Origin of the sequence: Pseudoalteromonas sp. NZS127 (assembly GCF_015864805.1) — a bacterium.
In the GTDB taxonomy this organism is placed as follows: domain Bacteria; phylum Pseudomonadota; class Gammaproteobacteria; order Enterobacterales; family Alteromonadaceae; genus Pseudoalteromonas; species Pseudoalteromonas nigrifaciens.
Map to the genome: position 1 here is coordinate 1 of NZ_JADYWN010000022.1, position 13,001 is coordinate 13,001.

9 protein-coding genes and 1 pseudogene are annotated in these 13,001 nt (G+C 40.8%); 3 read left to right on the forward strand and 7 right to left on the reverse strand.

What is annotated here, in order from left to right:
• The first annotated feature begins 124 nt into the window (after positions 1 to 124).
• Both tnpA and I6E78_RS18720 read left to right on the forward strand, forming a co-directional pair.
• A complete protein-coding gene (tnpA, locus tag I6E78_RS15855; RefSeq protein WP_138564053.1) occupies positions 125 to 538 on the forward strand; it encodes an IS200/IS605 family transposase in 414 nt (137 codons plus the stop codon).
• A gap of 92 nt (positions 539 to 630) precedes the next feature.
• Positions 631 to 780, forward strand: a pseudogene (locus I6E78_RS18720) (HupE/UreJ family protein); the annotation flags it as partial.
• Between the two features lie 46 nt (positions 781 to 826).
• On the opposite strand, the gene I6E78_RS15860 reads toward I6E78_RS18720, so the two are convergent.
• From I6E78_RS15860 to I6E78_RS15885, 6 genes are all read right to left on the reverse strand, one after another.
• Entirely contained in the window at positions 827 to 1,462 is a 636-nt protein-coding gene (locus I6E78_RS15860; RefSeq protein ID WP_197182869.1) for a TetR/AcrR family transcriptional regulator, read from the reverse strand.
• A gap of 151 nt (positions 1,463 to 1,613) precedes the next feature.
• Positions 1,614 to 3,026 (reverse strand): efflux transporter outer membrane subunit, encoded by a 1,413-nt coding sequence (locus I6E78_RS15865; RefSeq protein WP_197182870.1) that lies wholly within the window; start codon positions 3,024 to 3,026, stop codon positions 1,614 to 1,616.
• Positions 3,026 to 6,157 (reverse strand): efflux RND transporter permease subunit, encoded by a 3,132-nt coding sequence (locus I6E78_RS15870; protein WP_197182871.1) that lies wholly within the window; start codon positions 6,155 to 6,157, stop codon positions 3,026 to 3,028. The genes I6E78_RS15865 and I6E78_RS15870 overlap by 1 nt, the downstream gene beginning before the upstream one ends.
• Positions 6,158 to 6,169: 12 nt before the next feature.
• On the reverse strand, positions 6,170 to 7,333 hold the full coding sequence (locus I6E78_RS15875; protein ID WP_197182872.1) for an efflux RND transporter periplasmic adaptor subunit: 1,164 nt from the start codon (positions 7,331 to 7,333) through the stop codon (positions 6,170 to 6,172).
• Between the two features lie 932 nt (positions 7,334 to 8,265).
• Positions 8,266 to 9,567 carry a hemolysin family protein gene (locus tag I6E78_RS15880; protein WP_011329947.1) on the reverse strand — a complete coding sequence of 434 codons (1,302 nt, stop codon included), beginning with the start codon at positions 9,565 to 9,567 and terminating at the stop codon, positions 8,266 to 8,268.
• 142 nt (positions 9,568 to 9,709) lie between these two features.
• Positions 9,710 to 10,819, reverse strand: a complete 1,110-nt coding sequence (locus I6E78_RS15885) for an arginase family protein (protein WP_179807156.1) — start codon at positions 10,817 to 10,819, stop codon at positions 9,710 to 9,712.
• A 417-nt stretch (positions 10,820 to 11,236) separates the two neighbouring features.
• Between I6E78_RS15885 and udp the strand changes: the two genes are divergently transcribed.
• On the forward strand, positions 11,237 to 11,995 hold the full coding sequence (gene udp, locus I6E78_RS15890; RefSeq protein WP_011329945.1) for a uridine phosphorylase: 759 nt from the start codon (positions 11,237 to 11,239) through the stop codon (positions 11,993 to 11,995).
• A 30-nt stretch (positions 11,996 to 12,025) separates the two neighbouring features.
• On the opposite strand, the gene cdd is transcribed toward udp, so the two are convergent.
• On the reverse strand, positions 12,026 to 12,955 hold the full coding sequence (cdd, locus tag I6E78_RS15895) for a cytidine deaminase (RefSeq protein ID WP_179807157.1): 930 nt from the start codon (positions 12,953 to 12,955) through the stop codon (positions 12,026 to 12,028).
• Positions 12,956 to 13,001 lie beyond the last annotated feature (46 nt).

Sequence of the window (13,001 nt, forward strand, 5' to 3'; positions counted from 1 at the left end):
TGTACAACTGGTGATGGTGGACAAACAAATCCATCAGCGATTCTTCTTGAGAAACTGATGGTTTCATTTTATATGTAACTTTACGGATTGCTTTTTTCATAACAACTAATTATATTTAGTTATTATGAAAAAACAAGCCCTAAATACGCTGTATCACAGCGTTTATAATATTCACTATCATTTAGTTCTTGTAACTAAATATCGTCGTCGCTGTATCACGCCAGAGGTTGCCGCGTACTTAGAATCTCAGTACAAAAGGTTGTTAAAATCTTGGGATTGTGAGCTTTTGGAGTGCAATGGTGAGCCAGATCACCTTCACCTTTTAATTTCTGCTAATCCCAAGATGCAACCAAGTAAAATGGTGAACAGTTTAAAAACTGCTACATCAAGACTTGTGCGAAAGGAGTTTTCCGAACACTTGGGTGAGTTTTACTGGAAGCCAGTTTTTTACAGCAGAAGTTATTGTCTGGTTAGTTGCGGAGGTGCGCCACTTGAAATCGTGAAGCAATATTTAGCTCAGCAGGAAGGATTTGATTAAAGCCACCACTTCGTGGTGGTGCGCCTTTCACCACCACCTAAATTAACTCGCTTTGGCTCATTAGATTTAGATGGAGCACTTGGCGCTATTGGGTAGAAATTGGTCAGCTCAGTATTTTACTCGTAGCATTACCGGTGTTAATCTGCATAAGAGGCTATCAGTGGTATAAAAAATGGTTAATGCCGGTGGGCTCATTTACCATAGCACTGATTGCATTACAATGGTCAATCGAGCGGTTTTAACCTGTAACCGCTCTAATACCAATTTAGAGTACTTTTTATAGTGCTTTTACAGTACTTCGTCATGCGCTTCAAAAGGCATGAGTAGCGTTTTCATCGCAGGGCGAAGTGCTATTAATACCGTTTCTTCGGTGAGTTCTGGGTAGAGCATTTTTCGAAGAAATAAGCCCGCCATCATCGAAAAAATAACATTAATACGGCTATCGAGTTCTTGCTCTGAGTGTGATTTTAACAAGCTTCTATCGCTAATTAATAACTGTCTCATTCTATCGCGCGCTTGGGTATCAGCCTCGTGTAGTAACGTAGCCACTTTATTGTTTCTGGCCGCTTCTGCCATCATGTCTAAATCGATTACACACGCCCAGGTATCCATATGCCTTTGCACTCCTTTGTGCAAACTGCCTAAAAGTATTGTGAGGATATCGCCAGGCTGCTCTTCAAATTCTTGAAATATAGAAAACATTTCTTGCATATCTTGCTCAATAATACTCTCTATTATTGCTTCTTTACTTTCAAAGTAGTTATAGATATGGCCGGCACTCATACCCGCAGTTCTTGCAATTTCAGCCATGCCTGCCCCATGATAGCCTTTGCGACGAAAGCAGTCTGCTGCAGCATCTAGTACTTGTGTGCGCCGTGCTTCGACTAATGCAGGATCTGCATGTCTTTTACTTTTATGGGTCACTTACAACTCCACTATTTAACCTGTCTATTATAAAAACCAATTGCATCTAAATATTTAGTTACAGCAAATAAAGCGCTGTTAAATTAGAAGTATTATAAATTTAACATTCTAGTGATGGCCTATAGCAAAAGCTATAGACCATATAGACTACTTAATCTTGCACCGCTGGTGAGGTAATTTGCCAGCCGCCGCCAACTGCTTTGTATAAGTTAATTTTACTGGCAAGTAATGCTTGCTTACCCGTAATTAACTGCTGTTGGGCACTGTACCAAGTTCTTTGTGAATCAAGAACTTGCAAGTAACTGTCGGCACCTTTGTCGTAACGCGCTTGCGAAATATCAAAGGTTGCTTGACGGCTTTGCACTAACTGCTCAAGTGCGCTTAGCTGGGCGTTATAACCTTCTCTATCTGCAAGTACGTCAGCAACTTCACGAAACGCTTGCTGAATTTTTTGCTGATAGGTGGTAAGCGCTATTTGTTGCGCCGCTTTAGCAACATCTAAATTAGCTTGGTTACGGCCCATATTAAAAATAGGCAAATTAATAGTAGGTACAAAACTCCACGTACCCGAGCCACCATCAAATAAACCACTTAAGTCGCTTGATGCAGTACCCGCATTAGCGGTTAAACTAATACTTGGGTAAAACGCAGCACGCGCAATACCAATATTTGCATTAGCCGCTAACAACTGATGCTCAACCGCTTTAATATCAGGGCGTTGCGTGAGTAAATCAGACGGTAAACCAACTGGTACTTCTGGTAAGTCGAGTAAATGATTAAGTGACGCATTTGGCAGTAAATCACTGGCAACGCTATTACCTACTAGTAAATCAAGCGCATTTTTATCGCGTTTTAATAAACGCTTATACTTTGCTATATCAACTTTAGCTGTAGCAACCGTACTTTTAAGTTGCTCTAGGGTAATTGCTGATGCAGCACCTAAATCAAAACTTTGTTGAGTAAGTGATAACGACGACTGTTGCGACGTTAGGGTTTCCTCGGCCAGTGCTAATAACTGCTGGTCGGTTGCATAGTTAAGCCAGGCATTAGCAAGCTCAGCAATAAGCGACACTTGCATACTGTATTGGCTCAGCTGCGTAGAGTATAAGGTTTGCAGTGCTTGCGCTGACTGATTGCGCACCTTGCCCCATATATCAAGCTCATACGAGGTAATACCTACGGTAGCACTGTACTGCGAATTAATACGCGGCTCACCAGTACTCGATAAATCACCCGGCAAGCGCTGACGCGATCCAGATCCATTTATATCAAGCGATGGAAATAATACCGAGTCTTCTATTTGATATAAGCCACGCACGCGCTGCACATTTAATGCAGCAATTTGTAAGTCTTTATTATGCTCAAGGCTCTGTGCAATTAACGCTTGCAGTTTTTCATCGTTAAAAAACTGTTGCCAATTTAGCTGCGTAGCTTGCGCTTGCTCTGCACCCGATGCATACGCATCAGGCACAGGTAAAGCTATTTCTTGTTGCTCTGGGGCAAGTTGGCACCCCGTTAATACAGCTAAAGTAAGTGCGTTTAAACCTAATGTTTTTAAGTTCATTATTCGCTCTCCTTCGTTGCTACTGCCGATTTACTTGAGAATGTTTTACGTACTAAAACAAAAAACAAAGGCACAAATAACACCACTAAGGTAGAGGCAGCTAAAGTACCACCAATAATAGAGATACCCAGCGCATTTTGTGCACCCGACCCTGCGCTCGACGCAATAGCCAAAGGTACAACACCACAAATAAAGGCCAACGAGGTCATTAATACTGGGCGTAAACGCAGTTTAACAGCAGCTATTGCAGCATCCACTAAGCTCAGGCCTTCTTCCATTTTATGAATAGCAAATTCAACTATTAATATCGCGTTTTTAGAAGCCAAACCTATGGTGGTTAACAAACCTACTTGTAAGTAAATATCGTTTGATAAGTTACCTATTAATGCCGCCATAATCGCACCAAATATACCCAGTGGCACAATAATCATTACAGCAAATGGTACCGACCAGCTTTCGTATAACGCAGCTAAACATAAAAATACAAATAGCAGCGATAAACCATACAGTAAAGGCGCCTGCCCACCACTTGAGCGTTCTTGATAAGATATACCCGACCACTCAGAGGCAATACCGTTTGGTAATTGCTTAACTAAACGCTCCATTTCATCCATAGCCTGCCCTGTACTATAGCCAGGTGCTGCACTACCTTGTATTTCCATCGCAGAAAAACCATTGTAGCGCTCCAAGCGTGGTGAGCCGTAAGACCAGTGCGAACTAGCAAATGCTGCAAACGGCACCATATCGCCAGTATTATTACCCACGTACCACTTATTTAAGTCCTCTGGCACCATGCGCGAATCAGCTTCGCCTTGCATGTATACTTTTTTCACGCGGCCGCGGTCAATAAAGTCATTAACATAGCGGCTACCCCATGCGGTAGACAAAGTGCTATTTATATCGGTTTGAGTAACACCCAAGGCTTCTGCTTTTGCAAGGTCAATATCAAGTTGTAGCTCTGGCATGTCTTCTTGGCCATTTGGACGCACACCCGCTAAAACAGGGCTTTTGCTTGCCATACCCAACAACATATTACGTGCATTTAATAGCTCGTCATGGCCTAAGCCAACGCGGTCTTGTAAAAACATATTAAAGCCATTAGCTGTACCAAGTTCTACAATTGCCGGTGGTGGGAAAGCAAATACAAACGCTTCTTTTATGGTTGAAAAATACCCCATTCCTTTACCTGCTACTGCATTTACCGATAGGTCGTCACGTTGGCGCTCATCCCAATGCTTTAAGCTCACAAAACCAATTGCTGAGTTTTGCCCAGAACCGGCAAAACTAAAGCCTGTTACCGTAAAAATAGAACTTACGGCTTCTGCTTGGTCATTCAAATAATGGTTTTCTACTTTTTCAACTACACCTAACGTTTGCTCAATAGTAGAGCCTGCAGGCAACATTACTTGGTTAAATAATATACCTTGGTCTTCGTCTGGTAAAAAAGCGGTTGGTAAGCTTGAAAACACATACACCATGCCACCTACAAGCACACCATAAATAAGTAAGTAGCGCTTTGATTGGCTGATCATACGGCCAACAATACCTTGGGTACCACGGTTTGTTTTATCAAAACCACGGTTAAAGCCAGAGAAAAAACGCCCCATAAATGATGTTTTATCGTGTACATGACTTGGCTTAAGTAAGGTTGCACATAGTGCAGGCGTTAAAATAAGTGCCACTAATACCGACAAGCCCATTGCCGACACAATAGTAATAGAGAACTGACGATAAATAACACCGGTAGAGCCACTAAAAAACGCCATCGGAATAAATACTGCCGACAACACCATAGCAATACCTACCAATGCACCTTTAATTTCGTCCATCGATTTACGTGTTGCATCTAACGCCGACAGTTTTTCTTCTGTCATTAAGCGCTCTACGTTTTCTACTACAACAATCGCATCATCAACCAACAGGCCAATGGCAAGTACCATAGCAAACATAGTTAACGTATTAATTGAATAACCAAAGGTATACAAAATTGCAAACGTACCCAGTAATACAACAGGTACTGCAATAGTCGGAATTAACGTCGCACGAAAGTTTTGTAAAAACAAATACATTACAACAAACACAAGTATCACAGCTTCAATTAACGTGTGTACTACTTTTTCTATCGACAAAGATACAAATGGTGTGGTGTCGTAAGGAATAACACTTTCTAAGCCCTGAGGGAAAAACGGTTTAAGCTCTTCAAGGGCTTTTTTAACACCATTTGCCGTATCTAGCGCATTCGCACCACTGGCCAGTTTTATCCCTAAGCCCGATGCGGGTTTTCCATTAAAACGTGCGACTACACCATAGTTTTCACCGCCTAGCTCTACTCTCGCTACATCTTTTAGACGTACTACTGAGCCATCACTATTGGTTTTAACTAAAATGTTTTCAAACTGATCAGGTGTTTGCAAACGGCTTTGTGCCGTTATTGTCGCATTTAACTGCTGCCCTGCAATCGCAGGCATACCACCGAGTTGGCCGGCAGAAACCTGCGCATTTTGTGCAGTAATTGCCGCGCCAATATCGTTTGGCGTTAACTTAAAGTTTTGTAATTTTGCTGGATCTAACCAAATACGCATAGCGTACTGCGAGCCAAATAACTGCGCTTCACCTACACCATCAACACGAGAAACAATATCTTGCACGTTTGAGGCTACATAATCACCAATATCAATATTAGTCATGCTGCCATCTTTAGACACAAAACCTAATACTAATAAAAAGTTACGCGCCGCTTTGGCTACTACAACACCTTGGCGTTGTACTTCCTCTGGTAACAACGGCGTTGCGGTTGCTAATTTGTTTTGTACTTGAACCTGAGCAATATCAGGGTCCGTATCAGCATTAAACGTTAATGTAAGCGTTGCTGAGCCACTCGACTCTGACGTTGACGACATATATAACAAGCCGTCTAGCCCTTTCATTTTTTGCTCAATAACTTGAGTTACAGAGTCTTCTAAGGTTTGCGCTGATGCACCTGGGTAATTTGCAGTAATACTAATCGCAGGCGGTGCAATAGAAGGATACTGTGCAATAGGTAAACTTTTAACTGCTAAAATACCCGCTAACATAACAATAATAGCGAGTACCCAAGCAAATATCGGTTTATCGATAAAATATCGTGACATTTAAACTCTCCGTTATTGCGCTTGAGTGGCTAAAGGTGTTGCTTCAGTGACAATCACTGGCGCGCCAGGACGAATTTTTTGTAAGCCTTCAACAATTAACTTATCACCAGCAGATAAACCTTTAGTCACTAACCAGTTCGAACCTATTGTTCTATCAACTTCTAGTACTCGGCTCTCTACTGTATTATTTTCACTTACCACCATAGCCGTTGGCTGGCCTTTGGTATTACGCGTTACACCACGCTGCGGAACCAAAACAGCATTTTCTTGAACCCCTTCAACAATAGATGCACGGGCATACATACCCGGTAAAAGTAGTTTCTCAGGGTTAGAAAATTTAGCTCGCAATGTTACCGAACCCGTACTTGGATTAACCGTTACTTCTGAAAACTGTAAGGTGCCCTTATGCGGATAAACCGAACCGTCTTCCATATAAAGCTCAACCTCGGTTTGAATATCTGCATCAACACTTAACGAGCCCGACGACAACGCTTTTTTAAGCTTGGTTAACTCATTACTCGATTGTGTTAAATCAACATAAATTGGATCAAGCTGCGTGACTGTTGCCAATGCCATTGCTTGATTAGCACTTACCAAAGCACCAACAGTCACACTCGATTTACTAATTTGACCATTAATAGGCGATGCCACATGGCTGTAATCTAAATTAATTTGTGCAGCCTGTAATTGCGCTTTCGCAGTAAGTAACTCAGCCTTTGCCTGTTTAGCAGTTGCATCTGCTTCGTCAAAGTCTTGCTGACTTACAGCTTTAATTGCCAATAACTCTTTATAACGCGCAGCTTTTGATTTACTGCTGGCAATACTCGCCTCAGCACGGGCTACAGCTGCTTCACTTGCTGCAAGCTCAGCTTCAAAAATGGCTGGATTTATTTGATATAGCGCTTGGTCTTTTTCTACTTGCGTACCTTCTGTAAACAAACGAGATTGCACAATACCGCTAACTTGAGGACGAATTTCTGCTATTTGATATGCACTTACACGCCCTGGTAATTCTTGTTTAAGTGTAAGTGTTTGGCTTTTTATCGTAACTACACCTACTGGAGTGCCTTGAGAAGCAGTAGCTTTAGGTTGCTCAGCAGCCTGATCACAACCAGTTAAAACGACAGAACCAACGAGGGCCGAAAATACCAATAGCGCGATGCGGGAACGCTGCATATTAAATTACCTTTTAACTTGAATTTAAACTTTAGAATGAACGTTCATTCTAAATTATTTGCATGCACTTTCCAATGCTAATTAAGAATTATTTTTAACTAGATTTAATACTGTAAACATATGTAAATTTGGTTGACTAAAGCGACTATTTGCTTACAGTCAAAACTCCCCTAGGGCATTGGGTAAAGCCAAAAAAACTAAAAAAATTCAACACTCTAAATTAGGTGTGATAGGTACAAATACACGTTATGTAATGCAGGGACAGCTAAAATAGCATTAAACCGTATTCCTGAACTTAAAAAACCAACAAGAGTTTGAAAAACTTGGTTCAAATAATTTAGGCCTAAAGAATTTTCTCGCTGTTATCGTATCATTTGGATTATTGTTGGTAACAAATAGCTTATTTACAATAGAGACTAAGTTATTCAGAATACTGTGTGTCATTTTCTTTGTCTCTGCTCTTGTTCAAGGCATGGTTAAAGCCGGAAGTAAAAAGACAAATCGTAGAATCGATTTACTACTTAAAATCATCAAACAGGAACAGAGTAAAAACACTTAGTAAGGGATTTAAAGCCAGACTCGCAGGAGAAAACAAGGAGGGCAAATCTTGTCTTCAGACATTATAACTCATGACCGTCTGAATGTAGCATTTCCCAGCCATTCGATAACATAAAATGCTGATAATAATAATTGGTAAGATATTTTACTGTGTCGGATGGCGCTTCGCTTATCCGACCTACATTCGGTACTTCTTAGGTAATCGATAATACATAACGCTAATGTTAATTTAGGCTGCCTTTTTTCGTTGGGCTTCTCTGCGCTCAAACCAACCTACGTAAAAACACCTTAAAATAATAAAATAAGGTGTTTTAACTTTGTGATTTATACTTGCTACTTTTTACTTGCTAATAGCGAGCTAACTTAGTTTGTACTTAACTTTGCGGTGGCTCGGGCGTGGGTACTATTTTTGATACCAGTAACTGCTCAACCCGAATGCCTTCAACATCTACCACTTCAAATTTAAAGCCGGCGTATTGAATGTATTCTGCACGTTTTGGAATGCGCTTCATGGTATAAATTAAATAACCGGCCACGGTTTCGTAATGACTTTGATGAGGAAACTCATCAATATCAAGTACTTTAGCCAGCTCAACTATGGGGGTTAAGCCATCAACTAGCCAGGAGTTTTGGTCGCGCTCAACAATTAACTCATCATCGCTGTGAGTAATTAAGTCGCCCATAAAGCCTTTCATTAAATCTTTTACTGTTACTATGCCTACCACTAATGCGTATTCGTTAACTACTACAGCAAAAGGCTGTACGGCTGTTTTAAACGCATTTAATGCCTCTGATAAACTAAGGGTTTCGGGTAGATAAAAAATATCTTTTTCGAGCATTTCGCTATTAATATTCGCTGCATCGCCTTTAAGTACTTGGCGTAAAATATCTTTTGATTCTACAGAGCCGATTAATTTATCTAAATTATCGTTACACACTAAAAAGTGATTATGTGGATGCTCTATTATTTTGTTAGCAATATCATGGCTCGACTCATTAATATCAAAATAAACTATTTGGTCGCGCGGCGACATCACACTCGATATAAAGCGCGCTTCTAGGTCAAATACGTTACCGATTAAATCGTATTCTTGTTGCTGTAGGCTACCGTATTCTGCACCTGCATCCATCATGGCAACAATGTCTTCTGTGGTTACAATATCTTCGCGCTCGCTTGGTACTTTAAAAATACGCAAAATAATATTTGTTAAACCATTAAAAAATAATACCAAGGGCGTTAAGGCATAGGTAACCCAGCGCATTATTGTTACCACGCGCACAGCAACGGCCTCTGGCAAAATCATTGCCAAACGTTTAGGTAGTAAATCTGCAAATAAAATAAACAGTGAAGTAATGGTTAAAAACGACAGTAAAAAACTAATTTGTGCCAGTAATGGGCCTTGATAAAAAAACTGCAAAACATTTTGCACATAAGGCGAAAGTGCTTGCTCACCCACAATGCCGCCTAATATAGCAATAGCATTAAGGGTTATTTGGATCATGGCAAAAAATGCCCCAGGTTGTTCTTGTAGCTTTAATACTGCAGCTGCTTGAACATTGCCCTCATCAGCCATCACTCTTAACTTTATTTTACGCGATGCTGCAATCGCAATTTCCGACATTGCAAACAACGCACTGATCAAGATTAATAAGCCAATCCCGACTAAATCACCCATTTATAGCTCCAATAAAATACGCTTTTATAGCAAAAGCAGCTGGATTATAGTCGCTTTTTTAAACGGGGCAATTTAAATTTAATATTTATTAAAAGGCTTTTATTATCAATATAATAAGCAGGCCTTTCGACCTGCTTTAAGATTACTTGTTCATCGCACTAATCAAAAACGCCGAAATTTTAGCGCCTTCTCGTAAGGTGGTTTCTGAACTTGACTGCCCTACTAGCGAGCTGTCGGTAAAAGGCGCAATTTCCATCATATCGGCACCGGTGATCGGAAATTCATCGGCTATGGCTGATAAAATATCCAGTGCGTGCTGTGGCGTTAAGCCGTTTGCCTCTGGTGTGCCTGTTGCAGAGGCATATTTTTCATCAAGGGCGTCAATATCAAAGCTAACATACACTTCGTCAACGTTGTCGGCTTTAAGCTGGGCAATGGCATCTGCGGCAACGGCTGCTGCACCGCGCTCTATAATTTCATGCGCCCAATGTTGTTTAACACCAAAGGTGCTTTCCCAATGCTCTTTCGGTTTACCGCTTGAACGAATACCAAATTGAATTAAATGATGTGGCGCAGGTAAAAACTCTAAAATATGCGTACACCAAGAGCCAAAACATAAATCAATGCCTAAGCGCTCAACCAATAAGTCGGTATGGGCATCAAAATGAATAATTGCGGTACGCTTGCCTTGTGCGCGCTTAGCTTTTAAATACGCTTTTGTTAATGGGTAACTAATTGAATGATCGCCGCCAATACCAAAAATGCCTTTATTTTCAAATGTTGCATAAAAGCTGTCGCATACATCTTCAGTGATCGACAGTGGGCTAACGTAATAGTCGTTATTTTCGTTGCCGTATAATGCTTTTTGACAATTGGTTATAGTGGCTTTGTTTAAGTATTTATCATGTAATAAATGAGGAATAACGCGTACGTCGCCTAAATCGAATGAGCGGCACTGAGGTTGCTGATCGAGTAATGCTGAGCGTAAAAATAACGGCCCCCAGTTTGCGCCACGTAAAATACCGCCGCCACAATCTGAGCTAATACCTAGCATTACCGCTTTATGCGGCGAATTGGGTAACTCGTTAAGCGACTCACGCCATAATGGGCCAATGTTTTCGGTTTGCCCATAAAGCTTATTTCTTAATGCAGCTTTGCGCTCTTTTGCAGTGTTAACTGTATATACACCATCACCTGGTGCGCACAAACAATGCTCAATTTTGCTTTTAAATTCCTGAAATTCGGTGCTCATGGTAAACCCTTATAAATCTATATGTTTTGCGTGGTACTGATTAGTTATGCAAAATTGCTAATATTTAAATACTAACAATAACATTAGTACTGCTTGCTAAAAGCAAACTAACGTTAAATTAGCCTTGCTTCACTAATGTATATACCATCCAAAAAATAACAACTAACCATATGAATAAAAACAACTTAGTGTAAATGTGCCTGTTGTTTATGATAATTTACTGATTACTTTAGACGATCAATATAATGTCTGCCTATACAAGTCAACCGCCTCATTTTACGGGTAATTTTAATATATGCTTGAATATTCAATGTGGGTGAATAAATCAAAACAAATCAACACGGACATACGTCCTGTACTAAACAAACAATTATAGTAATGATGCTAAATTGATAGTAATTTTATAAAGGCTTAGTTATGGAAAAGGTATTTCACTTAGGGTTATGTATTGACGATCTTAAAGGTGCAAAACTGGCTATTGTTCCGGGCGATCCTGATCGTGCTGCACGTATTTCGCAATTTTTAGATAACCCAACTTGCCTGGCTAAAACGCGTGAATTTCATGTTTATTTAGGTGAGCTTAATGGCCATTCTGTGGTTATATGCTCTACCGGTATTGGCGGTCCATCGACGTCGATTGCCGTTGAAGAATTAGCCCAACTTGGCGTGCACAGCTTTTTGCGTATTGGTACTACTGGCGCAATTCAACCACACATTAACGAAGGCGATATTTTAATTAGCCAAGCCTCTGTGCGTTTAGATGGTGCAAGCCAGCATTTTGCGCCGCTTAGCTACCCTGCGGTATCTGACTTTTTTGCTACCCAAGCTATGGTTAAAGCCTGTGAAAACCTTAATATCGATTTTCATATTGGTATTACTGCATCAAGCGACACATTTTACCCAGGGCAAGAGCGTTACGATACACACTCTGGTTATGTGCCAAAGTCGTTACAAGGCAGCTGCGAAGAGTGGCAAAAATTGGGGGTGATGAACTACGAAATGGAATCGGCAACCTTATTTACTATGTGTGCGGCACTTGGTTTACAAGCAGCGTGCGTAGCCGGTGTATTAGTTAATCGTACTCGCCAAGAAATTCCTAATGTTGACCACGGCGAAATTGAAAGAAAATCAGTTGCGGTAGTATTAGAAGCCGCTAAAGTACTGCTCGCTAAGTAACAGTACTTTTTAGTGCGTCAGTTTGCCAAGTTACTCACTTAATGGCGCACTAATTAGCTCAAGTGGTGGCAAGTTTACAAAGCTTGCTAGCACTGCTTGAGCCACTCCTGCTTGGTTTTCATGACCAGCGGTTTCTAACAGTGTTATTCCCTTTACGGTATGTTGATCAAAACTCAAACCGGCTAAAAACAACTGACTTAATGCACTTTGCAATGGCGATAAGCTAGGGCTGTATGCAGCGTTTTCTGCGTAACTGCCATAAAAGTCACCGTTGTTAAACGTAGTGATTTTTACTGCGCTGTAGTTTTGGCTGTACGGTACATAAGCTGCTAACGCATAGGCTGCCAGCTGTTGCTCTACTTCTGTATTGTTAAATGAGCGAGCCTGCGGGGCTGGATTAAATAAGCTGTACTGATTGCCTAAATCGGTGGGGCCAAACGAATGCGGTAACAAGTCTGCAAGTTTAAATTGCTGCTCGGGCAGTAAAATATCAAATTCACGCGCATCAGCTAATTCGTTCATAAATTGGCGGCAATAACCACAAGGTGCGTCACTAATCGCTATTTTTAGTATTTTTTTCGCGCCATTTAACCAAGCATTATTAATTGCAGACTGCTCTGCGTGCACCACTAAACTAAGTGCTTGGCGGTTAAACTCGGCATTAGCACCAAAGTAAAAATTAACCTCGCCGCTTTCATCAAGTGCTTTAACGATTGCACCTACATGAAAGTTCGATACGGGTGCTACCGCAAACTCAGACGCTAAAGGCACTAAACCTTGTAATAAGGCGTCGTTTGTTACATTAAGTTGCGCGCATAGTTGGTTAATATTATTTGCGTTTAAAATACCGTGCTGGGTTTTTAATTGGCTACGTAAAGCCTGTGTTTGCGCTACGCTTAAAGAGATGTGGGTATTACTAAGTGCGGTGTTTGCTTGTACTAAAAAGGTTGCAGAAGCCATAATATAATTTTTGTTATTCAATGGCTAAGTAGTTTAAAAGGTTAGC

Bases quoted from the DNA above. Each gene is read 5' to 3' on its own strand.
- tnpA (WP_138564053.1), top strand. From the start codon at position 125: ATGAAAAAACAAGCCCTAAATACGCTGTATCACAGCGTTTATAATATT.
- I6E78_RS15865 (WP_197182870.1), bottom strand. From the start codon at position 3,026: ATGAACTTAAAAACATTAGGTTTAAACGCACTTACTTTAGCTGTATTA.
- I6E78_RS15870 (WP_197182871.1), bottom strand. From the start codon at position 6,157: ATGTCACGATATTTTATCGATAAACCGATATTTGCTTGGGTACTCGCT.
- I6E78_RS15875 (WP_197182872.1), bottom strand. From the start codon at position 7,333: ATGCAGCGTTCCCGCATCGCGCTATTGGTATTTTCGGCCCTCGTTGGT.
- I6E78_RS15880 (WP_011329947.1), bottom strand. From the start codon at position 9,567: ATGGGTGATTTAGTCGGGATTGGCTTATTAATCTTGATCAGTGCGTTG.
- I6E78_RS15885 (WP_179807156.1), bottom strand. From the start codon at position 10,819: ATGAGCACCGAATTTCAGGAATTTAAAAGCAAAATTGAGCATTGTTTG.
- udp (WP_011329945.1), top strand. From the start codon at position 11,237: ATGGAAAAGGTATTTCACTTAGGGTTATGTATTGACGATCTTAAAGGT.
- cdd (WP_179807157.1), bottom strand. From the start codon at position 12,955: ATGGCTTCTGCAACCTTTTTAGTACAAGCAAACACCGCACTTAGTAAT.